The following is a 26,054-nucleotide window of genomic DNA, read 5'->3' as shown; positions in this document are numbered from 1 at the left end:
TTTTTGCGCCAAACATAAATAAAATGATTGATTTAGATTATCTCGCATTCTTAGAAAACATACTAACTGATAATAGAAAAGCTAATTTTTTAAAAGTACTAGAAAATAGAACAAAACATTTTACAGTTGCAGTTGAAGATGTTTACCAGATGCATAATACAAGTGCAGTAATGCGAAGCTGTGAAGTTTTTGGAATTCAGGAATTAAATGTAATTGAACAGCGTTTTGGAAAAAGAATCGACAAAGAAATTGCTTTAGGTGCACAAAAATGGGTTGATATCAATCGATTTGATTCGGTTTCAGGATGTCTTTCTGATTTGAAAAGTAAAGGTTATCAAATCATTGCGACGACGCCACACGAAAAAGATTGTATGCTGGAAGATTTTGATATTTCAAAACCAAGTGCTTTATTCTTTGGAACCGAAAAAGAAGGATTGTCAAAAGAAATTATGGATAATGCCGATGGATTTTTAAAAATTCCAATGGTCGGTTTTACAGAAAGTTTGAATATTTCAGTTTCAGCAGCTATTATTATCCAAAGTTTAACCAATAGACTCCGCCGATCTGATATTGATTGGAAGTTAACAGATGAAGAAATTCTAGTTAAACGTTTGCTTTGGGCGAAGAATTCAATTAAAGACATTAAGAGAATAGAAGAACGTTATTATCAGGATAATCCGCGATAATTAGAGCCAGGAATTACACGAATTCACTCTGATTTTTTAAAATACAATTCTAGAAAATTTGTGTAATTCGTGGCAAAAGAATAAAAAAAAATCCCCGATTACTATTGTAGTCGGGGATTTTATATTTTAAGATTAAAATCTTTTATTCATTAACTAAAACCCAAGTTCCAGCAGCTAACAAACTTTCTGCTTTTTTGAATTTCATTGTTTCTGTTTTACCAGTAGCAACTTCTTGAACTGTTACAGTATCGTTACGATTGATTTTTGGCATATCTCTCACAATAGTTTCTGTAACTTGACGCTGTTGCGTTTCTCCAGCTTCGCGGTTCATTTCTTCGCTGTTTGGAATTTCGTCTTTGCTTAATTTAAAGTTTTCTTTTTGACGTACTTCTCTTGCTTCGTGAATTTCAGGTGTGTTTTGAGCTGGCAAATCTCCTTTGAATAAGAATGAAATAACTTCTTTATTAACGTTGTCCAACATTCCTCTAAATAAGTTGAATGCTTCTAATTTGTAGATAAGCAATGGATCTTTTTGCTCGTGAACAGCTAATTGAACCGATTGTTTCAATTCGTCCATTTTGCGTAAGTGTTTTTTCCAAGCTTCATCCACAATAGAAAGTGTGATATTTTTCTCGAAATCAGCAATTAATTGAGCGCCTTCGCTATCGTAAGCTTTTTTCAAGTCAGTTACCACGTTCAAAGTTTTGATTCCGTCTGTAAATGGAACCACAATTCTTTCGAAATGATTGTTTGGCTCTTCATAAACTCCTTTTATGATTGGGAAAGCTTCTCTAGCACTTCTTTCTGTTTTTTCAGTGTAGAAAGCTAAAGCTTCTTTGTATACTTTTCCAGTAACTTCAATGTCAGATAATTTCAAGAAATCAGCCTCAGAAATTGGAGATGTAATTCCAAAATAACGAATTAAATCAAATTCATATCCTTTGAAATCATTTGTCACTTTACTATTGCTTACGATTAATTCGCAGGTATCATAAAGCATATTAGCGATATCCAGTTTCAAACGCTCACCAAATAAGGCATGACGACGACGTTTGTAAACTACTTCACGCTGTGAGTTCATTACGTCATCATATTCTAATAAACGTTTACGAACACCAAAGTTGTTTTCTTCTACTTTTTTCTGAGCACGTTCGATCGATTTAGTCATCATAGAATGCTGAATCACTTCACCTTCTTTCAATCCCATTCTGTCCATAACTTTCGCCACTCTTTCAGAACCGAATAAACGCATTAAGTTATCTTCAAGAGAAACATAGAACTGAGAACTTCCTGGATCTCCCTGACGACCAGAACGACCACGTAACTGTCTGTCTACACGACGAGAATCATGACGTTCTGTACCAACGATTGCTAAACCTCCAGCAGCTTTTACTTCTGGAGATAATTTAATATCGGTACCACGACCAGCCATGTTTGTTGCAATTGTTACAACTCCAGCTTTACCAGCTTCTTCAACGATTTGCGCCTCTTGCTTGTGCATTTTAGCATTCAATACGTTGTGCGTGATTCCTCTCATCTTAAGCATACGGCTTAATAATTCTGAAATCTCTACAGAAGTTGTTCCAATCAATACTGGTCTTCCAGCCTGTGATAATTCAGTAACATCTTCAATTACAGCGTTGAATTTTTCACGTGTAGTTTTGTAGATATAATCTTCTTTGTCAATTCTTGCAATTCCACGGTTAGTTGGGATTTCAACAACGTCTAATTTGTAAATCTGCCATAACTCTCCAGCTTCTGTAACAGCAGTACCTGTCATACCAGCTAATTTGCTGTACATTCTGAAATAATTCTGTAATGTAACAGTTGCAAATGTTTGTGTTGCAGCTTCGATTTTTACGTTTTCTTTTGCTTCAATTGCTTGGTGTAATCCGTCAGAATAACGACGACCATCCATGATACGACCTGTTTGCTCATCGACAATCATAATTTTGTTGTCCATGATCACATACTCTACATCTTTTTCGAATAAAGCGTATGCTTTTAAAAGCTGAGTAAGAGTATGAATACGCTCGCTTTTTACTCCAAAGTCCTGGAATAATCTTTCTTTAGCTTCCGCTTCAGCGTCTTTGTCTAATTTTTGTTTTTCAATAGCAGCGATTTCTGTTCCGATGTCTGGTAAAACGAAGAAATCGGCATCAGTATCTCCAGAAAGGTATTTAATACCATTGTCTGTTAACTCAACTTGATTGTTTTTTTCTTCAATCACAAAATACAAAGCTTCATCCACTTTATGCATTTCGCGATTGTTATCCTGCATGTATTGATTTTCAGTTTTTTGAAGCAATTGTTTAATTCCTTCTTCACTTAAAAATTTAATTAATGCTTTATTTTTAGGTAAAGATCTGTAAGCTCTTAATAATAAGAAACCTCCATCTTTAGTATTTCCTTCTTTGATTAATTTTTTAGCTTCAGCTAAGAAACCATTCGCTAACTGACGTTGTTGCGCAACTAAGTTTTCGATTTTTGGTTTCAATTCGTTAAATTCATGACGATCTCCCTGAGGAACTGGACCTGAAATAATAAGCGGTGTTCTAGCATCATCAATTAATACAGAGTCAACCTCGTCGACAATGGCAAAATTGTGTTTTCTCTGAACTAAATCACTAGGAGAGTGTGCCATGTTATCTCTTAAGTAGTCAAAACCAAATTCATTATTGGTTCCGTAAGTGATATCAGCGTCGTATGCTTTTTTTCTTTGTTCTGTACTTGGCTGGTGATTATCGATACAATCAACAGATAAACCGTGGAATTCGAACAAAGGTGCTTTCCATGTGCTATCACGTTTTGCTAAGTAGTCATTCACAGTTACTAAGTGAACTCCATTTCCAGTCAAAGCGTTTAAGTAAAGAGGAAGAGTAGCAACCAAAGTTTTACCTTCTCCCGTTTGCATTTCGGCAACTTTACCTTCGTGTAAAACCATACCACCAATCAATTGAACATCATAGTGAATCATGTCCCAAGTGATGTCTTTTCCGGCAGCATTCCATTTGTTAGCCCAAATCGATTTGTCGCCTTCAATAGTAATATAAGGTTTTGCTGCTGAGAATTCACGGTCTTTTGCAGTTGCAGTAACTTCAATATGAGAGTTTTCTTTGAAACGACGAGCCGTTTCTTTTACTACAGAAAAAGCTTCTGGAAGAATTTCCAATAAAGTTTTCTCAGAGATTTCATAAGCTTCTTTTTCAAGGGCATCTATAGCATCATAAAGATCTTCTCTTTTGTCGATGTCTTCGATGTTTTCTACTTCCGCTTTAAGCGCAGCAATTTTAGCATCTTTGTCAGCTCTAGCTTCTTTTATTTTATCTTTAAAAAAAACAGTTCTTCCTCTCAATTCGTCGTTAGATAGACTCATTAAGGGAGCTTCGAATGTTTTAATTTTATTTAAGTAAGGTTGTAAAGCTTTGACATCTTTCTGTGATTTATCACCCACAAAGACTTTAATAATACTGTTTATGAAACTCATGATTTATTGTATTTCTTTATTATTTATATGTATTTGAACCAAAAAAAAAGCCTCTATGATGAGACTTTTTCCTTTGGTTTATTTTTTTAATATTCATCCTCATTCCAAAGATAATCTTCGTCTGTTGGATAATCAGGCCAAATTTCTTCCATTGATTCATATATCTCGCCTTCATCTTCGATAGACTGAAGGTTTTCTACTACTTCTAATGGAGCACCTGCTCTAATCGCGTAGTCAATAAGTTCATCTTTGTTAGCAGGCCATGGCGCATCACTTAAATAAGATGCTAATTCTAATGTCCAATACATCTGTTATCTGTTTAGTTTGTGCAAAAATAAATTTTTTACTGAAAAAGACAAGTAAATTTTGATTTATTTTAATAAAATTTAAGAACGTCTATATTAGTAATCAGTTTTCAGTGGCAGTTTGCAGTATGAAAACCGATGTTTGCTCCTAATTACTGTACTTTAAAGTATTCAGTTTTTATGTGAGTTTGCAGTATTAAAACTGAAAACTCAGACTGTTTACTTACGCGGAATCCATTTCACTTCCTCCGCTTTAAGGTCTGACGACAACTTTCGTGCCAAGACAAAAAGGTAGTCAGAAAGTCGGTTTAAGTACATAATTGCGATTTCTGGAACGTGTTCATTATGGCTTAAATGTACTGCCAAACGCTCGGCTCTACGGCAAATACAGCGTGCTATATGACAATGTGACACGGTCGGATGTCCGCCAGGCAAAACAAAATGAGTCATTGGAGGGAGACTTTGATCCATCTTATCTATTTCGTTTTCGAGTAATTGGATGTCAGAATCGATTATGCCAAGATTTTTTAAGCGAAGTTCTCCGTTTTTTAAGACTTCTTTTTCTTGAGGAGTTGCCAAAATGGCGCCTACCGTAAAAAGACGGTCCTGAATTTCGATTAAAATGGTTTTGTAATGTGAATCTATTTCTTGATCACGAATTAATCCAATGTATGAATTAAGTTCATCAACGGTTCCGTAACTGTCAATTCTAATGTGGTCTTTCGGTACGCGGGTTCCTCCAAAAAGAGCTGTTGTACCTTTATCGCCGGTTTTGGTATATACTTTCATTTTTTTTAAGATACTAAGGTTCTGAGGTGCTGAGATGCTAAGTTTTTTAATTAGTTTTTTGTAAAGCCGAGCTCAGTTTGAAGTTCTGTTATTTCTTTAACAGCTTCTTTGTTTAGATTACCATCAGCACCATCGGCAATAACTGCAGAAGACTGAAGCTGGTTACAGTCAAGACAAATTTGTGTTTGACATATTACCGAATTGTCTTTAAAGTATACAAAAGCTAATCTTGGTTCATAACATCCAGCTATATCTGGATTTTCATAGGTTTTTTTATCTCGAATAATTGAATTTAATCTGGATATTTGATTTTGACTGAGTTTTTGTGTTTGTTTAATTGTACTTATATATTGACCTTTTTCATTAATTGGAAAATAAAAATGCTCTCCTTCAAAACCAATGTAATTAAAACCAATTACAGAATCACATTCAAAACCTTTAACATAAGATAAATGAATAATAGTTTTTATATTGACTGTTTTGTCTGTTAACCAATTTATTTTGATTTTTTTTGTTTTTGGCGGTAGATTAGTATAACGAATCTCTGTTACCGTTTTCTCCTTACAGGCTGTGAATAATAAAAAGAAAAATAACAAAAATTTTATAGGTCTCATTTATGGTCTAACGTCTAAATCTTATTTGATTGCAATTCCTTAGAAGTATCACTTTCAATTAATCCATCTCTTAAGCGAATAACACGATGTGCATAAGCAGCAATATCTTCTTCATGCGTTACTAGAATTACAGTGTTTCCTTGTGCGTGAATATCTCCGAAAAGCTTCATGATTTCTACAGACGTTTTACTGTCTAAGTTTCCTGTTGGTTCATCGGCTAAAATAATAGATGGTTTGTTTACCAAAGCTCTTGCAACAGCTACACGCTGGCGTTGTCCTCCAGAAAGCTGATTCGGCTGGTGATCCATTCTATCGGCTAGGTTTACTTGTTTTAGAACTTCGGTTGCTCGCGCAATTCGTTCAGATTTTCCGTAGCCAGCATATATCATTGGTAGTGCAACGTTATCAAGTGCTGTTGTTCTTGGCAATAAATTAAAAGTCTGAAATACGAAACCAATTTCTTTATTTCTGATTTCGGCCAATTCATCATCTCTCATTTGGCTGACATCTTTTCCATTTAAAACATAATGACCAGAAGTTGGTGTATCCAAACAGCCTAATAAATTCATTAACGTAGATTTTCCAGATCCAGAAGGTCCCATTAATGCTACATATTCGCCTTTTTTTATTTCTAAATTAATTCCCTTTAATACATAAACAATTTCGTTGCCTAAAACAAAATTTCGTTTGATGTCAGTTATTTTAATTAATGGTTCAGCCATTTTGGTTTACAATTTTGGATTTAAAAGTACAAAACACTTTTGAATAAAACTGATAAGTAGCTGATAATTGGTTTTTGTTACAAAAACATCATTTAGTTTATTGAAATAACAAAATAATCAACAATATATTTTTAAAGCCGTTATATCCTAGTGATGTTGTTTTGTATAATTATCATTATTTGGTTGAATTTATAAATTTATTATTTTATAAATCTTAAAAAGATGGAAATAATGTAATTTTAAGCATTGTCTTTTAAGTAAATTTGATATTATTAATTAAAAACAATCAAAATTATGAAAAATATCAAAATAGCTACAGGAATTGCATTATTAGCGTTGAGCTTTACATCATGTAAAGACGAAAAACAAGAAAAGGCACAGAAAACAATTGATTCTTATGTAACCTACGTAGATTCGGTTAAAAATGTTAAAGCCGAAGATCTTAAAGAAAATTGGAATACTGTTGAATCGGAATACGATAGAAGAGCAGCAGAAGCTGATGCCGCTTTAGCAGATATTAAAGATAATACTGCCCAAACAGAGAAAATAAATGCAAGCAAAGCTAAGTATGAGGATTTTAAAAATGAAATGACCACCCTTCTTGCCCCACCGGCTCCAAGTCCTAAACAACAATTAAGAAATGCCTTATTTGGTGAAGGAAAAATTGGAGATGATATGAGCTTCAGCTGGGTAAACGCTCAGAATATTCATAGTGTGTACCAACAATTTGTTCATACGGTTGAAAATAATAAGGATAAATATTCTAGAGAAGACTGGGATGAAATTAAAGTATTGTATGAAGCACTTGACAGCAGAAAAAATACTGTTGAAAAAGAAGGTTTGACTGCAGCAGACAATAGAAAAATTGCTGGTTTGAAAATTAAGTTTGCGCCTATGTATACCGTAAATAGAATGGGAGCAAAAGCTGAAGAAAATAAAGAAGCAAAAAAATAAGCTTTAAGATTTTGAATTAGAAAAAAAGACGATCATTTATGATCGTCTTTTTTTTTATGCCCTTATTATAAAATGTTCTTTTTCCTGTTCTCTTCTAAAAAACACAAATCCCCATTGAAAAGTATCAATTGTGACTTTTACCATAGAATGATTTTTAATGATTTCCCAAGCTTCTTCCATTTCTTCAGACCAATGAATATCATCAAAAATCCAAACAGAATCATTATTAATTGTAGGCAATAAAAGTTCAAAATAAGCCAAAGTCGCTTTTTTGGAATGATTACCATCAAAATAGATTAGATTGTAAATTTTAGAATTTAGATTTTCTGAAACGAGAAAAGATTCAAATTCAGAAATCACGTTTTCAACATTTTTACAATCGAATTCATTTAATTGTTTTTGAGCAATACCAGCAGTATTTGGGCAACCTTCTATAGTGATAACTTTTGCTTCCGGATTTCCTAACGCTAAAGCTGAAGTTGCCAATCCCAAAGAAGTTCCTATTTCAAGAACAGCTGTCGGCTGAAAATAACGAGTTACACGAAATAATAATTCGGCTCTTTTTACTGAAATTCCTGCTGTTTGTACAATTTTAGAAATCTGTCTTCGATTTGATTTAAAAACTTTTGATCCTGCGCCAAAATCAGTTACTTCAATGAAATTTTTATTTTCTAAAAGTGATTTTCTATACTTTTTAAGAATAGCGTATTCTGGTTTTGTCTTTTTATCATAAAAGCACTTTGTCAATAAATTAAAAACGAAAGGTGAATGTACAGCATGTTCGTTTTTAGAATGCCAGAGAAATTTTAGATAAGATTGTACTTGAAAAAGCATTTAAAAACTTAGAAGGGAATTAATTTACTTTGATCAATTTTACATCAAAAATAAGTACAGAACCAGCTGGAATGCCTTGTCTGTCATAGCTTCCATATCCTAGATGAGCTGGTATTAGTAAGGTGCCTTTGCCACCTTCTTTAAACAATGGAATTCCTTCTGTCCATCCTTGGATTACTTGGTTTAAAGGAAAAGTGATTCCTGCACTGCTGCTTTGATCAAAAGTTTTTCCACTAGTAAATGAGCCAGTGTAGGCAACAGTAACAGATGATGTTGCAGTAGGCTGTTTTCCCGTTCCAGGTTCATCAATAATATAATACAAACCAGAATCTGTTCGTTGTGCTGTTAAATTATTTTTAGTAATATAATCTTTAATTTCTTGCTCGTTTTGTGCGGTGTAATCCTTTGCTGGTTCAATTGGTGTGTCTTTTTCTGAATTTACACAAGAAATAAATAAGGTTAAACTAAATAATGCAAATAATAATTTTTTCATTGAGGTGTTTTGTTTTTTTAATATCGGTAAATATAGAAAAATTAGTTTTTAGTCTCAGTCACGATCCCAGTTTTCAGTTTTTTTTGAACAATTTCAGCAAAACCTGAAACCTGAAACTTGAAACCTGAAACTTGAAACTTGAAACAAAATAATTACCCTTCAATTTTAGCAGAAAGTTCAAACCAACGTTCTTCTTTTGCATCAATTTTGTTGATTATATTCTGAAGTTCATTTGCTTTTTTCTCAATGTCTGCGTCGGCTACTTTTCCATCAGAGAATAATTGTTCGATTTTAGTCTTTTCGATTTCTAAATCCTTTATTTCTCTTTCTATTTTCTGATACTCTTTCTGTTCGTTGAAACTTAAGTTTCCAGTTGGATTATTTTGTTTCCAGTCTTTCTTTTCGGCTTTGTTTTCTTCTTTTTGGGCAACATCAGCACTGTCTTCATAAGCTCTGAAATCTGAATAGTTTCCTGGGAAATTTTCGATTTCGCCTTCTCCTCTAAAAACAAATAAATGATCGACAATTTTATCCATAAAATAACGGTCGTGAGAAACCACTAATAAACAGCCTGGATAATCTAAAAGAAAACTTTCCAGAACATTCAAAGTCACAATATCTAAATCGTTTGTTGGCTCATCAAGAATTAAAAAATTCGGATTCTGAATCAAAACGGTACACAAATACAAACGTTTTAATTCACCACCGCTTAATTTCTCAACATAATCATATTGTTTTTTGGCATCAAAAAGAAAACGTTCAAGTAATTGCGAAGCCGAAATAATTTTTCCTTTCGCTAAAGGAATATACTCACCATATTCTTTAATAATATCAATAACACGCTGTCCCGGTTTCGGATTGATTCCAGATTGTGTATAATAACCAACTTTAATAGTATCACCTTTTACAACACGTCCGCTGTCTGGCGGAATAGTTCCTGTCAACAGATTTAAGAAAGTCGATTTCCCAGTTCCGTTTTTACCAATAATTCCGATTCGTTCACCACGCTGAAAATCAAAACTAAAGTTGTCTAGAATAACTTTATCCTTGAATTTTTTAGAAAGTTTGTGAAGCTCAATAATTTTGCTTCCCATTCTTTCCATATTAATTTCAAGCTCGATTTTGTTTTCTTTTCGTCGGCTTTGCGCCTTTTCCTTAATTACATAAAAGTCATCTTGACGCGATTTCGATTTTGTAGTTCTCGCCTTTGGCTGACGGCGCATCCATTCTAATTCTTTTACAAATAAGTTTTTTGCTTTGTCGACACTAGCGTTTTCAGAAGTAATTCTTTCTTCTTTTTTCTCCAAATAATAAGAATAATTTCCTTTGTATTGGTATAATTTTCCGTTGTCTAATTCAATGATTTCATTACAGACACGCTCCAAAAAGAAACGGTCGTGCGTTACCATAAATAAGGTAATATTTTCTTTTGCAAAATAACTTTCCAGCCATTCGATCATTTCAAGATCTAAATGGTTGGTTGGCTCATCTAAAATCAATAAATCAGGACGATTGATTAATATGATAGCCAGAGAAAGACGTTTTTTCTGTCCTCCTGAAAGGTTTTTAACTTTAAGTTTAAAATCTTCCAGCTTTAACTTGAATAGAATTTGCTTGTACTGCGTTTCAAAATCCCAAGCATTATGCTGATCCATTCCATCAAAAGCTTTTTGGTAAGCTTCTTCATCGTTCGGATTTTCTAAAGCTTTTTCGTAAGCTTCAATAATTTTTAAAGTTTCATTGTCTGATGCGAAAATGCTTTCCTCAATAGTGAGTTCGTCCTGAAGATTATTATCTTGAGAAAGGAATGCCATTCTAATGCCTTTTCTCAAAACTACTTGTCCTGTATCAGGTTCATCCAATCCATTTATGATGCTCATAATGGTTGTTTTTCCAGAACCATTTTTGGCAATAAAAGCAATTTTTTGGTCTTTGTTAATTCCAAAAGAAATGTTGTCAAAAAGGACTCTTTCGCCAAATGACTTTGATATATTTTCTACAGATAAGTAATTCACAAGAATAAAATTTTTTGCAAAAGTAAACTATTATCTTACGATTTGCGAATTATTTATGGAGATACGAGCCAAGCACTGAACTCAAATCTAAATAATGTAGTTGCTGTTCGATATTTATCACAGGTTTGCGTATAAGAGCTTCATTAGTCAAATAATAATGTAAGCCATCTTTTGTTGCAATTCCTTCAATTTGATGAAAAGGAAGTTTTAAGCTGATTCGTCTTTTGTTTCCAGACAAGAAATCCTGATTTTTAAAATCATACAGCAAGTATAAAAATGGTTTTCCGAGTTTAGTATAACCACATAAAACAATTAGGTTTTTATTTTCGAGATAGGTTGCACCAGTCACTAAACCTTTTGTGTCTAAAGTTGATTTGTATGTTGCAATATGATTTCCTGCTTGGTTTGGCAGGGAATAAATATTGGTTTTAGAGGATTTCCACTGTTTAGTGAACAAATAAATGCTGTCTTTAGAAACTATAAAAGATTCACAGTCAAAATTTGTTTTATTCGGTTTTAAAGGCGTAAAATCGTTTTGATCCGAGTATGTAAATGAAATGATTTCGATTTTTGGTATTTCAGCTAAAAACGAGTTTTTTTCAATTTTAAGTATTTGCAGATTTGTTCGGTTTCCGGAGTAATTATTTCCAAAATCACCAATATAAATATGCGAACTGTCTTGCGAAATTTCTTCCCAATCATGATTGGTAGCATTCTTAAGTATAATTTTCTTTTTAATTATGCCTAAAGAATCTAGGCCATAAATAGTTTTATCATGATCGTCATTGTGTGTCCAAATGAGATTACTAAAATCAATTAATCCTGAAGTTTCTTTAATAGAATCACTCAATTTTTTAGAATATTGAGATTTTATTTTTAGGTTTTGATAAAAACAACTTCCATCATTTTTGGTCGCTTTTGGATTGTAATTTTTGGCTAAAGCATCTGTACAGCCAGAAACTTGACTATGTAATTGATTGATTATTAGTATGAAAACAATTCTAAGCACCTTCATTATTTCGCAAATTTAAATTTGTAACCTCATAATTGTAGTAAAACCTATAAGTTTTTTTTGTAATAAAATAAGACATTTCTTTCTTTTTGGCTTTTTTTAGGTAATTCGATGATTTACTTTTGCGCGATAATTAAAAAGCAAATCACTGATTTTGTTTTGTATTAGTTTGATTTTTAGTTTTTTAATAACATTCTCTAAGCTCTAATATGTGACTTGGAGAAGCGAAGCTGTGCCAGGACTTAGTGTCCTGCTTATTGCAAGATAATAATTTATAGAATGAAAATAGGAATAACATTTAGTGCGTTCGATCTACTGCATGCAGGTCATATAAAAATGTTGGAAGAAGCTAAAAGTCAATGCGATTATTTAATTGCAGGCTTGCAAATTGATCCAACATTAGATCGTCCAGAAAAAAACAGTCCAACTCAAACTGTCGTTGAAAGATACATTCAGCTTAAAGGATGCAAGTTTGTAGATGAAATTGTTCCCTATTCAACTGAACAAGACCTTGATGATATTCTTCGATCCTTTAAAATAGATATTCGTATACTAGGTGATGAATACAAAGATCAAAACTTTACAGGAAGAGCCTATTGCGAGAAAAAAGGAATCGAACTTTATTTTAATATACGTGACCATCGTTTTTCTAGCAGTGGACTTAGGAAGGAAGTGGCGGTTAGGGAGTTGGCTAGGGTGAAGTAAATTGTTTTTTAATTGATGAAAAAAGAAACTAGAATTTATATTGCTGGCCATAATGGAATGGTTGGTAGCGCAATTTGGAGAATATTAACTGAAAGCGGATTTACGAATTTAATTGGAGCTTCCAGCAAAGATTTAGATTTAAGAAACCAGCAAGATGTTCAAAATTTTATAGCGGAAAAGCAACCTGATATTATAATTGATGCTGCTGCGAGAGTTGGGGGAATTTTAGCAAATAATAATTATCCATATCAATTTATAATGGAGAATATGCAGATTCAAAATAATTTAATTGATTGTGCATTAAAAAATAATGTAGAGAAATTCATCTTTTTAGGTAGTTCATGTATCTATCCTAAACTAGCGTCACAACCTTTAAAAGAAGATTATTTACTAACAGGTATACTTGAACCAACGAATGAATGGTATGCTATTGCAAAAATTACAGGCGTAAAGGCATGCCAAGCTATTAGAAAGCAGTTTGGTAAGAATTATGTCAGCCTTATGCCCACAAATTTGTATGGTACAAATGATAATTTCGATTTAACTACCTCGCATGTTTTGCCTGCAATGATTAGAAAATTTCATGAAGCAAAAGAAAACGATAATGCTCGTGTTGTGCTTTGGGGTACAGGAACACCAATGCGTGAGTTTCTATTTGTTGATGATATGGCCAAAGCGGTAGTTTTTGCAATAGAAAATAAATTGACTGATTATCTGTATAACGTAGGAACAGGTAGTGATGTAACAATTAAAGAACTAGCAGAGATCATTCAAAAAATTACAGGCCACAAAGGAGAAATTATTTGGGATAGTTCTAAACCAGATGGGACACCTAGAAAACTATTGGATGTTTCAAAAATGCATCAATTGGGATGGAAACATCAAATAGAACTTTATGCAGGAATTGAAAAAACTTACGAATGGTTTCTACAAAATATAGATAGTTTCAAACAAGTTAAATTATAGCTAAAAAAACTAGAGAGGACTTTTGGGTGATGGAAGTTCTTTTAAGGATAATAAAATAATATAAAAAATATAAAATGTCATCCATGGACATACAAAAAGTTGCACTCATAACAGGAATCACAGGACAGGACGGATCATACTTGGCGGAATTATTATTAGAAAAAGGATATCAGGTGCATGGTATTAAAAGACGTGCATCATCTTTTAATACACAAAGAATTGATCATCTCTATCAAGATCAGCATGAGGCACATGTTAATTTTAAATTACATTACGGAGATTTGACTGATTCTACAAATATTATTAGAATTATTCAGGAAGTGCAACCAGATGAGATTTATAATTTAGGTGCGATGTCTCATGTTAAAGTGTCATTTGACTCTCCAGAATATGTTGCAAATGTTGATGGAATAGGTACATTGAGAATTTTAGAGGCAATAAGAATACTAGGTTTAGAGAAAAAGACTAGAATTTATCAAGCTTCGACTTCAGAATTATATGGAGGTTTGGCAGAAAATAAAAATGAAGGAGGACTGTATGATGAGAACTCTCCATTTTACCCGCGTTCTCCATATGGCGCAGCTAAAATTTATGGCTTTTGGATAACAAAGAATTATCGCGAAGCTTATAATATGTTTGCTTGTAATGGTATACTATTTAATCATGAATCTCCAAGACGCGGTGAAACTTTTGTGACACGCAAAATTACAATGGCAACGGCTGCCATCGCAAAGGGAAAGCAAGATTGTCTTTATTTAGGGAATCTTAATTCTCAAAGAGATTGGGGACATGCTAAAGATTATGTCGAAGCGATGTGGAGAATTTTACAGCAAGATGTTGCAGAAGACTATGTAATTGCTACAGGTGTAACTACTTATATTAGAGATTTTGTTATTATGGCATTTTCAGAAATTGGAGTAGAATTGGTTTTCGAAGGCGAAAATGAAAATGAAATAGCTAAAGTTACTGTTTGTAATAATCCTTTATATCAATTAGAAATTGGAAAAGTTGTAGTACGTGTAGATCCTGAATATTATCGTCCTACTGAAGTAGATCTTTTGATTGGAGATCCAACAAAGTCAAAAACAAAACTTGGTTGGAAGCCAAGATATGATTTGACTGAGTTAGTAAAAGAAATGGTTGATTGCGATTTGAAATTGTATTAAATACTAATTAAAAAAAAGAATGTTCATGACTTTGAATTAATTTAATGAAATATAAAAATTGAAGCAACTAATAAAGAAATTGTATAAAGAGATTGGTATTAATAGTAACAGGACAAAGAATATTGTCAAACATGTAATTATTTCTTTTCTTTATAAAGGAGGAAGCATAATTTGCTCATTTTTGATGGTTCCATTAACTATTAAGTTTTTAGATACAGATAATTATGGAGTTTGGCTTACATTAAGTTCTTTTATTGCTTGGTTTTCTTTTTTTGATATTGGTTTAGGAAATGGTTTAAGGAATAAATTTGCCGAGGCAAAAGCAAAAGGAGATTTGATACTAGCAAAAGGTTACATAAGCTCTGCTTATTTTACGATTGGCACTATTTGTTTTATTCTAATTCCATTTTTTTTTCTTTTAAATTGTTTTATTGATTGGTCAAAAGTTTTTAATACCAATGAAAATTTGGAAAAACAGCTTGGTTTACTTATGCCAATTATGTTTGCCTTATTTTGCATGAGTTTAGTAGGCAAATTAATTACAACTATTTACACAGCAGATCAAAATCATTCGATGCAGGGTAAAATTAATTTTTATACTTCATTAGTATCCTTAATAGCAATTTGGTTTATGATACAAACAACTGAAAGTTCTTTGTTTTTATTTGGAATTATTTTTTCAGTTTTACCAGTTTTGATATTGTTAGGACTAAATATTTTTGCCTTTAAAAATATTTATAAAGATTATAAACCTTCATTTTCTTTATGGAAAAAGGATTATTTAAAGGATATTTTTGGATTGGGGTTTAGTTTTTTTTTCATACAAATGGCTTGGATAATTGTTACAACAACTGATAATATAATTATTTCTCAACTATTTTCGCCTAAAGAAGTTGTTCCATATAACTTAGCATTGAAGTTGTTTAGTATTTCAACAATGATATTTGCAATTATAGTTACACCATATTGGTCAACTTTTACAGAAGCATACTTTAAAAGTGATTACATATGGATAAAAGATGCTATGAAAAATTTGAAAAAGTTCACAATCATTTTCTGTATGTTTTCAATAATAATACTGCTCTGTTCAGAGTTTTTATATAAAATATGGTTAGGTAAAGAGGCTGATGTGTCATTTTTTATGAGTTTATCAATGTGTATCTATACTTGTTTGATAATATATTTAACACCTTTTAATTATTTTATAAATGGAATTGGGAAGGTAAGATTACAATTATATCAAACTATATTCATGAGTGTTTTGAATCTTCCTGTTTCTATTTTCTTTGCAAAATATCTTAATATTGGGCCAGTTGGAATTATTCTTGGAACTATAACTTGTATTATTCCAAGTGTTATTATTTCTACTATTCAATTTAATAAAATAGTTTCTCAAAATGTAAAGGGAATCTGGAATTTATGAATTCGCTTCAATTAATAATTACTCTTTTTTTTAAGTTTTTAAGAAAAATTAAATATAGTTTTCTTAGAATATTGGATAAAGTATTTAGCTACTTTATTCTATACACTAATGGAGTTAAATTTAATAAGTTTAAAACTAATGGGATTCCTAAAGTTTATATTGCTCTTGGCGGAAGAATTGTAATTGGTACAAATTTTAAAATGAATAATCGAGAAATTTCAAACCCAATAGGGCGTTTTAATAAATGTAGTTTTATGGTTGGAGAAAAGGGAGAACTAATAATTGGTAATAATGTAGGAATGAGTTCATCTGCAATTGTATGTCATGATAGTATTCGAATTGGTAATAATGTAAATTTAGGAGGTAATGTAGTTATTTATGATACGGATTTTCATAGTTTAAACTCAGAAAAAAGAAGAAATCGCTATACAGATGTTAAAGGAACAAAGACTAAACCTGTTATAATAAATAATAATGTCTTTATTGGAGCACATTCAACAATACTTAAAGGAGTGACAATTGGAGAAAACTCAATTGTTGGAGCTTGTTCAGTTGTGACAAAAAACATTCCTGAAAACCAGATTTGGGGAGGCAATCCCGCAAAATTTATAAGAGAATTAGATGACAAGGAGTAGTTTAAATCTGAAGAGTCTTAATTTTAAAATTTTAATTCCTTATATTTTTATTTTACTTTTTAATGAGTTCATTTTAGTAGTTTACCCAAGAAATATCGCTCAAATAATTTCTTTAGATGTTATTCTAATCTGTCTTATTATTTTATTTTTAATAGGAAGGATAAAAAATTTGTTCAATAAAATTATTTCTGGAGCTTGGCTTATTTTTTATTTTTTAGGTGTTTTAAATATTAATAGTATTAAGTTAAGAACAAATGTTTGGAATCTTAAAGTGCATGATGCTTCGTTTCTATATCTTTTATGCTTATTAGTTTTTGTTGTAAGTATTATTTTTTTTGAAAGGAAGAAGTCAAAAAAGAATAAATTTAATAATGACCTAGATGTTTTTTTTAAGACGCCTTTTATTTACTTAATGTTACTATATCCGATACTTCTTATGTATAGCATATATACAAATATAGGATTTATTCCAATCCTAACGGGGCAGGATTTTGTTGATGATATGTATGAATATGATTATGGTTTTTTCTATGGATTAAAATTTGTTAGTGTCTATAGCTTCTGTCTGACATATTTAATGTTTAGATATAAAAAGATGTTTCTTTTTTCATGTGTTTATTTATTGGCTATTTTATTCATTGTTTCTGTTGATGGAAAAAGATTTGTGCTTTTGATGTCCATTCTTAGTTTGGTTCCTTTGGCAACTATTTTAAAAAAAAATGGATTTAAAATTACAATCAGAACTAAAGAGATGAATATCAGACCTGTTATTCTATCCTTTTCAATTGTAGGAATAGTTTATGTTTTGATTAGTATTTTAAGGACTGGTGGAGATATACATGAATCATTAAATCTTTTAGTAGAAAATATTCCATTTGGTGTCGAATTTAAAGACTATGTCCATTGTTTTAATGTATATAATCCACAATCAATTAGAAATTATAATTTTGAATGGAGTGCAATTGGATCATTTACAAATTCCACTTTTCTTGAAATATTTGATTTAAATAAAAAAGAATTGTACAAGATGGGAAGTCAAGAGGCTTTTATGAATCTATACAATGAAAAATTTGGAATTAGAATTGGAATTGTGGGTGAACTATATTTTGCGTATGGTTTTTTAGTTTTGCCAATTATGATACTAATTGCATTTTTTGCAAATAGAATATCCCAACAGTTAATTAATCCAAATTCATACTTCAATTTAATTCAGAATTCCATTTTATTTGCTCTTTTTATTTTACTTATTAATGGCCAAGCAACTGTCTTTTTTGGATGTTTGACAGTTATGATATATGTATACATAATGTATAGATTCTGCAAGTTATTAATTCCTTACAAAATATACCTGAAATGATTTTTATTATAATTCCTGTATTAAATAGATGGAATTTTACAAAAGCTTGTTTGCAAAGTTTATGCTTTCAAACCTATTCTAAATACAAAATTGTAGTTGTTGATCATGGGTCTACTGATGATACCGCAAATGAAATAAGGGATAAATTTCCTGAAGTAATTGTACTCCAAGGAAATGAAAATATGTGGTGGACCGCAGCTACTAATTTAGGTGTTAAATATGCTCTATTAAATAAAGCGGAATATGTTTTAACCTTAAATAATGATTTAGTAGTTAATCAAAATTATTTAGAAACTCTAATCAATGCAATTGATGACAACCATAAATCAATTATAGGAAGTATATCTGTTGATATAAATGATATAAATAGAGTTGTTTTTGCTGGAGTTAAGTGGAATTCATTGACTGCAAAATATCGTCCAGCCGTTATTTTAGAACATAATTTTGAAAATTTAAGAGAAAACCATACTCTTATAAAAAGTGACCTTCTGCCTGGTAGAGGTACTTTTTATCCTATTAAGGCTTTTGAATTACTTGGTATGTTTGATGAAATTTATTTTCCACATTATCTGGCAGATGAAGATTTTTCTTTAAGGTGCAAAAAAAAAGGATTTTCATTGTTTGTTTCTACGTCATCTATTGTATTTAGCGAAGTAAATGCTACTGGTTTGAAAAATTTGCATAAAAACAAAAGTTTTAGATACTGGAGAGATATTTTTACGTCTAAAAAATCTCCTGTAAATATAAAAAGGAGGTGGTATTGGGCAAAGAAAAATAGCGCTTGTCATATCATTTATTTTTTATTTGATTATTCTAGGATATTTTGTTCGGAGTTTAAAAAAATAATTTAGTATGGAACTTGCTCCTATAGTTTTATTTACGTACAAACGTCTTGATGAATTGAAAAAAACAGTCGAAGCACTTCAAAAAAATCCTCTTGCCAGAAAATCTGATTTATTTATTTTCTCAGATGCAGAAAAAACGGATGTGGATATACTTATCGTAAAAGAAGTGAGAGAGTATATTAGATCAATAGATGGATTTAAGTCTGTTACAATTTATGAGTCTCCAACAAATAAAGGATTGGCAACTTCAATTATTAGTGGAGTGTCAAAAATTTTAGAACTTCATGAGTCAGTTATTGTTCTTGAGGATGATTTGATTAGCACAAACAATTTTTTAGATTTTATGAATCAAGCTTTAGAAATTTATCAAAATGAAGATAAAGTGTTTTCAATTTCTGGTTTTTCATTTAATCTTAAAATAGAAACAGAATATTTTGAGGATGTTTATTTTCTTAATCGCGGATGGTCTTGGGGTTGGGCAACTTGGAAAAATAAATGGGAAAATATAGATTGGGATATAAAAGATTATCACGAGTTTATTAAAAATAAAAAACATCAGAAAGAATTTTCAAAAGGAGGGTCAGATTTAAATGCAATGCTAAAAAAGCAAATGCATAACAATCTAGATTCTTGGGCAATTCGTTGGTTTTATAATCAATTCAAATCAGGAGGATTAACGGTTTACCCTTTGCAATCAAAAATTATTAATGAAGGGTTTGGAATAAACGCAACGCATACAAAAGGTTCAAATCGCAGATACATTCCTATTATTGATAATGGAAAAAAAAGAATTTTTCAATTTCCTTCGAAAACTCAAATAACTGATATTGCTCAAAAAAGATTTCAAATAAAAATGGGGTATTTTTCACGATTTAAATCTAAAATTGAAAGCTATTTAGGATTATGATATTTAATCTAATTAAAACAGCTAGGAATCAATATCTCGCTAAAATAAAATATCGAAAATATTCTATTAAATCTGGTTTTCATGCAGGTGTCCGCGTACGATTATGGGCAAAATCTACTTTGTCTATTGGTGAAAATTTTTACATAGGAAGGGATTCTTTTATAGAAACAGATTGCATTATTGGTAATAATGTTATTTTCGGTAATAGAGTTGCTGTAGTTGGGAAATTTGACCATAATTATCAACAAATTGGCACACCAGTAAGATTAGCTTCTTCTATTAGAGATTTTAATTATTCATGGAAAGGACTAAATTTAGTTACATACATTGGAAACGATGTTTGGATTGGATATGGTTCTACAATATTGCAAGGAGTTACAATTGGTGATGGTGCTATTATAGCAGCAGGTTCGGTTGTAACTAAAGATGTAGAAGCCTATTGTATTTATGGAGGTTGTCCTGCAAAAAAAATTTCATGCCGTTTTGAATCTAGTGAAGATTTAAAAAATCATTTAATACTACAAGAATCATTTTTTTTTAATAATAAATGATTTAAAAAATAATCAGCGAAACTTAATCAGCTACGAATAAAATGCATAATACTATATGTAGTAATTCATTTATTAATTGTGATCTATATAATGCAAAATTATTAGAAAATGAATCAAATGGCAAGTTATTAATTAATACAATTAATCAATATTCTTATTGCATTGCAGAAAAAGATTTAACATTTAAAAAAGCTTTACAAGAATCTGATATTCTTTTACCAGATGGAATTGGAATTGTTCTTGCTGTAAAACTATTAAAGAACAAAAAAATTTCTAAAATTGCTGGTGCAGATCTTCATAACTATTTATTGAAAAATCTGAATAAGAAAAAAGGAAAGTGCTTTTATTTAGGTTCTTCAAAAGAAACTCTGAGTAAGATTATTCAACGTCTGTCTTTTGAGTTTCCTGATATTGCAGTAGAAACTTTCTCTCCTCCATTTAAGAATGAATTTTCAGATATTGAAAATCAACAAATGATTGAAAAAATAAATTCATTTAATCCAGATGTATTATTCGTTGGAATGACAGCACCAAAACAAGAAAAATGGGTACATGAACATAAGGAAATTTTGAGTGCTAAAATAATTTGTTCTATAGGTGCCGTCTTTGATTTTTATGCTCAAACAATTATAAGACCTAATGAAATTTGGATAAAACTTGGATTAGAATGGTTTGCCAGATTAATTAGAGAACCTAAAAGAATGTGGAGGAGGTATCTTTATTATGGACCCATATTTATTTGGTTGGTATTAAAAAGAAAACTAAAAAGTACTTTTTAGTTACAAGTTTTTGCAAGACATGAAAATTTTACAAAAACTATCTAAATATCGTTTTTCAAGATATTTCCAAATTATATTTATTTCGTGGGATATAGTGTTGTTAAATTTAGCAATACTCATTTCTGGAATTGTCAAACTGGAAAGTATTGATCAATTATATCTGAAAGAAACCCAAACAATTTCCTTGTTAGCTAATTTAATCTGGATTGGACTTTTGTTGTATAAAGATTCTTATCGAATAATTAGAGTAGAAACGATAGAATCGATCTTATCGAGAACAATAAAAAAAATTATCATTCATGCTGCAATAGTAGCCATTTTTGTTGTCTCGTTGGATTATGACGGTATAAGCAGATTTCAACTTCTTTACTTTTACGTTTTTTTCTTTTCTTTTTTGATGTTATCAAGAGTTTTCTCAATGAAGACTTTAAAATACATTAGATACAAAGGATATAATTTTAGGAACGTGATTATTGTAGGAGCAAATGATACCGGTAAAAGAGTGCTAAAAATATTGTCAAAAAACTTAACATACGGCTACCGTTTTTTAGGTTTTTTTGATCAAAATCAAAATGAAACGATATCCAATATTTTAGGTGGATTTGATGAAATTGAAAGCTTTATAACAAAAGAACAAGTAGATGAAATGTATGTCGCTCTTCATATAGATGACATTGATGTTATAAAGAAACTTATTCAGATTTGTGAACATCATATGGTGCGAATTAAATTTATTCCAGATTTTCAATTGTATACTAAGTCAAGCCGTGTTGAGATTTCTTTTTATGAAAACATGCCCGTCTTAATGTCACGTCCTGAGCCTTTAGAGAGTACTTTTAATAGGCTTATCAAGAAAATATTTGATGTTTGTTTTTCTTTTTTGGTTATTATTTTAATATTTCCCTGTTTGTTTCCAATAATAATGATAATGATTAAAATTGAATCTCCTGGACCTATTTTTTTTAAACAAGATAGATCAGGAAGAGATAATAAACCATTTTCATGCTTAAAATTTCGAAGCATGCGTCTCAATAAGGTTTCGGATAATGTGCAGGCTCAAAAAGGAGATAGTCGTATTACTAAATTTGGTGCTTTTATGAGAAAAACAAGCATTGATGAACTGCCACAATTTTTTAATGTTTTTATAGGTAATATGTCTATTGTCGGGCCTAGGCCACACATGTTGTTCCATACACAAGAATATAGCGAGTTAATCAATAACTATCTGGTGCGTCAATATGCAAAACCTGGAATTACTGGCTGGGCACAGATTAATGGTTACCGTGGTGAGACTAAAAAACTTATTGACATGGAAAATAGAGTAGAATTTGATATCTGGTATATAGAAAACTGGAGTTTACTCTTAGATTTAAAAATTATCGTAAAAACGGTCTTAAATATTTTTCAAGGAGAAAAGAATGCCTACTAATTTATCTCCAATTTTATAAAAAATCCTTTTAAGCAGATTCTCTTTTGCTTTACTCCCTTATTTTAAATTCAATTTAATGAAATTTCAATTTATTCTTCAGATAAAAACGGTTAGCTTTTTATCTCTCTTATTTTTGTTTTTTTCTTGTGCTTCAAAAAAAAACATTCTCTATTATCAGGATGTTGATTCTTTGAAAACAGAGCCTACATCTTCTTATGAAGTTAAAATCCAGCCAGATGATTTATTAATGATTATTGTTTCTGCAGACGATCCTGAAGCAGCAATACCATTTAATTTAAAAACAGTCAGTGTATCTGGAAATAATAGGCTGGATCTGGCACGTAGTCAGGAGACTGTTCAGCTTTATTTAGTTGATAATACTGGAAATATTGAATTCCCGGTATTAGGAAAAATCCATGTGGGAGGTCTAAGCCGTACCGAAGTATTGCAATTCTTACAAAGTAAAATCGAGAACTATATCAAAAATCCAATTGTGAATGTCCGCATCACGAATTTCAAAATTTCATTACAGGGAGAGGTTAATTTACCAGGGACATATCCAGTAAATTCAGAACGAATTACGCTTATTGAAGCTCTAAGCATGGCAAAGGATTTAACTATTTATGGTAAAAGAAATAATATTCTCATTATTAGGGAAAATAATGGTGTAAAGTCATATAATCGAGTAGATATTACGAAATCAGATTTTATAAATTCTCCTTTCTATTATTTAAACCAAAATGATGTAGTGTATGTTGAACCTAATAGAACAAGAGTAAATTCTTCGGCAGTAGGGCCAAATACTTCGGTAATAATATCGGCAGTCTCTATTTTAGTATCGCTCGCTGTATTAATTTTTAAATAAGTAAACAAAATATAAATAAATGAAAGATTTTTATAATGATATAATTGAAAATGAAACTGAAGATGTTGATATTAAGGAGCAGTTATATAAATATTTAGTTCATTGGCGTTGGTTTTTAGGAAGCATTATGGTTGGTATGATATTGGCTTTTTTATACCTGCGATATACAACACCCAATTATGAAGCTGTAACCAGTATTTTGGTAAAAGATGAAAAAAAAGGAGGCATGCTTTCTGAATTATCTGCTTTTTCGGATTTAGGTTTAGGCGGTAATATGAAGAATAATGTTGATAATGAAATAGAAGTTTTAAAATCCAGAACATTAGTTGAAAATACCATAAAAAAGCTAAATCTTACTACAGGATTATTTGTTGAGGGAAAAGTTATTGACCGTGATATTTATGCACAAGCACCAATCAGGATTAATTTTATAAATAAATCAGTTGCATTTAATGAAGCGGAGGTTATTTTGAAATGCGATTTGTTGGACTTGAACACTTTTTCATTAGAAAATGAAACAGAAAACCAGGAAATTTTTATTTTAACAAATCAAAAGAAATTTAAATTCGGAGAAAAAATCCAAACAAAAATCGGTATATTGATTATTGATAAAACTTCTTTTTTTTCAATTAAAGAAATGGATGATTTTAAATCAATTAATATAGTGATAAGCCCGCTTGACGAAGTTACAGAAAGCTTGAGGGAAAAATTAAAAGTCGAGTCTGTAAGCAAAACCAGCAGCGTAGTAAATATTTCTATTTCAGATCCTGTTGGAAAAAAAGCAGAAGATTTTTTGGATAATATGATTCAGATTTATAATAACGATGCAGCTGAGGATAAAAATTATATTTCTGAAAACACATCTAGATTTATTGCTGGACGATTAAGTTTAATTGCGAAAGAACTGGATGGAGTCGAAGAAGACATAGAATCTTTTAAAAAAACAAATAGACTGACGGATATTGATTCTGAAGCAAAAATTTTTATTGATGGCGCTGCAGAATATGATAAAAAAGGGATCGAAACAGAAATTCAGTTGAACGTTGTATCTTCCTTATTAGATTTTATTAAAAAAAGTAATTATTCAGACTTACTACCAACAAATATGATCTCTGATAAAGGAGATGCAGGTGCATTAATTAATTCCTATAATCAACTAGTTCTCGATAGAAATCGAATTTTAAAGTCGGCAACAGCTGAAAATCCATCAGTAATAAAACTGGATCAGCAAATCAGCTCTTTAAAATTCAGTGTTGTAGAAAGTATCAAGCGTTTACAATCTAATCTTCAAATTCAAAATAGGGATTTTAAGGGGCAGGAAGGAATTTTGAAAAGCAAAATTGGTAAGATTCCAGTTCAGGAACGTCAATTCAGAGTTATTGCCAGACAGCAAAAGGTCAAAGAAGAATTGTATCTGTATTTATTGCAAAAAAGGGAAGAAACTGCAATTTCGTTAGCGGCAACGGAACCTAATGCGCGTGTAATTGATGCTGCTAGAGCTGAAAAAAAACCGATAAGTCCTAAGAAAAAAATTATATATCTAGCTGGTTTACTGCTGGGCATATGTGTGCCTTTTGGAATTATCTATACCAATGATTTATTAGATACGAAAATTAAAAGTAAGTTAGATTTGGAGGGGAAAACCGCAATTCCTTTTATTGGCGATATTCCTACTTCTAACGATACAAAGGAATTGATAAAGACAGAAAGCCGGTCAAGTTCTGCTGAAGCAATACGAATTGTGCGAACCAATCTGGAGTTTATGCTCAATAAAGTATCAGATGGAGCTGCTAAAACTATTTTCGTAACCTCTACTTTTTCTTCAGAAGGAAAAACATTTATTTCTGCAAATCTTGCAGGGACTTTTGCATTATCAGGAAAAAAAGTTTTGCTTGCTGGTATGGATATTAGAAATCCTAAGTTTTCAGAATATATTGATGTTCCTAATTTGGGGCTAACAAACTATCTATCATCTTCAGATAAGAATATTCAAGATTATATCATAAAGCATAAGAAGTTTGAAAATTTTTATATTCTTCCTTCTGGTATAATTCCTCCCAATCCTGCCGAATTATTAATGGGGAAAAAAGTAGATGAACTGTTTGAACAGCTAAAAAAAGAATACGATTACATAATTGTTGATACAGCGCCAGTTAGTTTGGTTACCGATACTTTATTGATAGCTAAAAATGCGGATACTTTTGTTTATGTCATGCGAGCAAATGTATTAGAGAAACGTATGTTGTCAATCGCAAATACACTTTATAAAGAAAATAAACTTCCTAATATGTGTATTGTACTTAACGATACAGATTCGACAAAAGGTTATGGTTATGGATACGGTTATGGGGTAGTTTTAAATAAACCTTGGTATAAACGATTTTTTTGATACTTAAACTTACACATTATTTAAGGGCTCAAGTTTTTTTGAGCCTTTTTTTATGTAAATGGTTTATGTAATTACCGTATTGTTTTAAAAAATAAAAAAATGAAAATAATTGATTTAAAAGTATTA

Annotated in this window: 23 protein-coding genes and 1 pseudogene; 15 read left to right on the top strand and 9 right to left on the bottom strand. The window is 31.0% G+C overall.

Translation table 11 applies throughout. From position 1 onward, the window contains the following. Window positions 1-23 precede the first annotated feature (23 nt). On the top strand, window positions 24-686 hold the full coding sequence (locus tag P2W65_RS25155) for a TrmH family RNA methyltransferase (protein WP_289662534.1): 663 nt from the start codon (window positions 24-26) through the stop codon (window positions 684-686). A gap of 142 nt (window positions 687-828) precedes the next feature. Here the strand turns inward: P2W65_RS25155 and secA are convergent, their stop codons facing one another. From secA to P2W65_RS25130, 5 genes are all read right to left on the bottom strand, one after another. After that, window positions 829-4,173: a preprotein translocase subunit SecA gene (secA, locus tag P2W65_RS25150; RefSeq protein ID WP_289662533.1), complete on the bottom strand. Its 3,345-nt coding sequence runs from the start codon at window positions 4,171-4,173 to the stop codon at window positions 829-831. A gap of 86 nt (window positions 4,174-4,259) precedes the next feature. Continuing rightward, the gene (locus P2W65_RS25145; protein WP_007138072.1) at window positions 4,260-4,481 is read right to left on the bottom strand and encodes a DUF2795 domain-containing protein; all 222 of its coding nucleotides are present in this window, start codon (window positions 4,479-4,481) and stop codon (window positions 4,260-4,262) included. A 216-nt stretch (window positions 4,482-4,697) separates the two neighbouring features. Further along, window positions 4,698-5,267 (bottom strand): cob(I)yrinic acid a,c-diamide adenosyltransferase, encoded by a 570-nt coding sequence (locus P2W65_RS25140; RefSeq protein WP_289662513.1) that lies wholly within the window; start codon window positions 5,265-5,267, stop codon window positions 4,698-4,700. A 50-nt stretch (window positions 5,268-5,317) separates the two neighbouring features. Next, window positions 5,318-5,881 (bottom strand): hypothetical protein, encoded by a 564-nt coding sequence (locus P2W65_RS25135; protein ID WP_289662512.1) that lies wholly within the window; start codon window positions 5,879-5,881, stop codon window positions 5,318-5,320. Window positions 5,882-5,895: 14 nt separating this feature from the next. Further along, window positions 5,896-6,603, bottom strand: coding sequence for an ABC transporter ATP-binding protein (locus P2W65_RS25130; protein ID WP_289662511.1), 708 nt, complete (start codon window positions 6,601-6,603; stop codon window positions 5,896-5,898). Between the two features lie 294 nt (window positions 6,604-6,897). Here P2W65_RS25130 and P2W65_RS25125 point away from each other — a divergent pair, with 294 nt between their 5' ends. Beyond that, on the top strand, window positions 6,898-7,557 hold the full coding sequence (locus P2W65_RS25125; protein ID WP_179002356.1) for a DUF6565 domain-containing protein: 660 nt from the start codon (window positions 6,898-6,900) through the stop codon (window positions 7,555-7,557). Between the two features lie 54 nt (window positions 7,558-7,611). Here P2W65_RS25125 and P2W65_RS25120 read toward each other — a convergent pair whose 3' ends face one another. From P2W65_RS25120 to P2W65_RS25105, 4 genes are all read right to left on the bottom strand, one after another. Further along, on the bottom strand, window positions 7,612-8,391 hold the full coding sequence (locus P2W65_RS25120; protein ID WP_289662510.1) for an O-methyltransferase: 780 nt from the start codon (window positions 8,389-8,391) through the stop codon (window positions 7,612-7,614). 19 nt (window positions 8,392-8,410) lie between these two features. Next, window positions 8,411-8,884: an FKBP-type peptidyl-prolyl cis-trans isomerase gene (locus P2W65_RS25115; RefSeq protein WP_289662509.1), complete on the bottom strand. Its 474-nt coding sequence runs from the start codon at window positions 8,882-8,884 to the stop codon at window positions 8,411-8,413. 152 nt (window positions 8,885-9,036) lie between these two features. Beyond that, a complete protein-coding gene (locus P2W65_RS25110) occupies window positions 9,037-10,899 on the bottom strand; it encodes an ABC-F family ATP-binding cassette domain-containing protein (protein WP_289662508.1) in 1,863 nt (620 codons plus the stop codon). A gap of 49 nt (window positions 10,900-10,948) precedes the next feature. After that, window positions 10,949-11,914 carry a T9SS C-terminal target domain-containing protein gene (locus tag P2W65_RS25105; protein WP_289662507.1) on the bottom strand — a complete coding sequence of 322 codons (966 nt, stop codon included), beginning with the start codon at window positions 11,912-11,914 and terminating at the stop codon, window positions 10,949-10,951. Between the two features lie 276 nt (window positions 11,915-12,190). Here P2W65_RS25105 and P2W65_RS25100 point away from each other — a divergent pair, with 276 nt between their 5' ends. The 13 genes and pseudogenes from P2W65_RS25100 to P2W65_RS25040 all read left to right on the top strand — a co-directional run bounded on the left by P2W65_RS25100 (window position 12,191) and on the right by P2W65_RS25040 (window position 25,928). Beyond that, on the top strand, window positions 12,191-12,616 hold the full coding sequence (locus tag P2W65_RS25100; protein WP_289662506.1) for an adenylyltransferase/cytidyltransferase family protein: 426 nt from the start codon (window positions 12,191-12,193) through the stop codon (window positions 12,614-12,616). Between the two features lie 15 nt (window positions 12,617-12,631). Beyond that, window positions 12,632-13,582 (top strand): GDP-L-fucose synthase family protein, encoded by a 951-nt coding sequence (locus P2W65_RS25095; RefSeq protein WP_289662505.1) that lies wholly within the window; start codon window positions 12,632-12,634, stop codon window positions 13,580-13,582. Window positions 13,583-13,665: 83 nt separating this feature from the next. After that, window positions 13,666-14,748, top strand: a complete 1,083-nt coding sequence (gmd, locus tag P2W65_RS25090) for a GDP-mannose 4,6-dehydratase (RefSeq protein WP_289662504.1) — start codon at window positions 13,666-13,668, stop codon at window positions 14,746-14,748. A 58-nt stretch (window positions 14,749-14,806) separates the two neighbouring features. After that, window positions 14,807-16,171 (top strand): lipopolysaccharide biosynthesis protein, encoded by a 1,365-nt coding sequence (locus tag P2W65_RS25085; protein ID WP_289662502.1) that lies wholly within the window; start codon window positions 14,807-14,809, stop codon window positions 16,169-16,171. Window positions 16,172-16,242: 71 nt separating this feature from the next. Then, complete coding sequence (locus P2W65_RS25080) at window positions 16,243-16,806, top strand: acyltransferase (RefSeq protein ID WP_289662501.1); 564 nt, start codon at window positions 16,243-16,245, stop codon at window positions 16,804-16,806. Then, a complete protein-coding gene (locus P2W65_RS25075) occupies window positions 16,793-18,163 on the top strand; it encodes a hypothetical protein (protein ID WP_289662500.1) in 1,371 nt (456 codons plus the stop codon). Before P2W65_RS25080 ends, P2W65_RS25075 begins: the two co-directional genes overlap by 14 nt. Beyond that, the gene (locus P2W65_RS25070) at window positions 18,160-19,014 is read left to right on the top strand and encodes a glycosyltransferase (RefSeq protein WP_289662498.1); all 855 of its coding nucleotides are present in this window, start codon (window positions 18,160-18,162) and stop codon (window positions 19,012-19,014) included. The genes P2W65_RS25075 and P2W65_RS25070 overlap by 4 nt, the downstream gene beginning before the upstream one ends. 1 nt (window position 19,015) lies before the next feature. Further along, window positions 19,016-19,915 carry a glycosyltransferase family protein gene (locus tag P2W65_RS25065; RefSeq protein ID WP_289662497.1) on the top strand — a complete coding sequence of 300 codons (900 nt, stop codon included), beginning with the start codon at window positions 19,016-19,018 and terminating at the stop codon, window positions 19,913-19,915. 326 nt (window positions 19,916-20,241) lie between these two features. Then, window positions 20,242-20,466: pseudogene (locus tag P2W65_RS25450) on the top strand (DapH/DapD/GlmU-related protein); the annotation flags it as partial. 41 nt (window positions 20,467-20,507) lie between these two features. Beyond that, window positions 20,508-21,245 carry a WecB/TagA/CpsF family glycosyltransferase gene (locus tag P2W65_RS25055; protein ID WP_289662494.1) on the top strand — a complete coding sequence of 246 codons (738 nt, stop codon included), beginning with the start codon at window positions 20,508-20,510 and terminating at the stop codon, window positions 21,243-21,245. Between the two features lie 19 nt (window positions 21,246-21,264). Continuing rightward, the gene (locus tag P2W65_RS25050; protein WP_289662493.1) at window positions 21,265-22,674 is read left to right on the top strand and encodes an undecaprenyl-phosphate glucose phosphotransferase; all 1,410 of its coding nucleotides are present in this window, start codon (window positions 21,265-21,267) and stop codon (window positions 22,672-22,674) included. A gap of 76 nt (window positions 22,675-22,750) precedes the next feature. Then, window positions 22,751-23,539, top strand: a complete 789-nt coding sequence (locus P2W65_RS25045; protein WP_289662491.1) for a polysaccharide biosynthesis/export family protein — start codon at window positions 22,751-22,753, stop codon at window positions 23,537-23,539. A 19-nt stretch (window positions 23,540-23,558) separates the two neighbouring features. Beyond that, complete coding sequence (locus P2W65_RS25040) at window positions 23,559-25,928, top strand: GumC family protein (protein WP_289662489.1); 2,370 nt, start codon at window positions 23,559-23,561, stop codon at window positions 25,926-25,928. Window positions 25,929-26,054: the final 126 nt, after the last annotated feature.

It is taken from the genome of Flavobacterium panacagri (genome assembly GCF_030378165.1).
Lineage (GTDB): Bacteria > Bacteroidota > Bacteroidia > Flavobacteriales > Flavobacteriaceae > Flavobacterium > Flavobacterium panacagri.
Note: the sequence above shows the minus strand (reverse complement) of the source record. Positions and strands in the feature narration are given on the sequence as shown.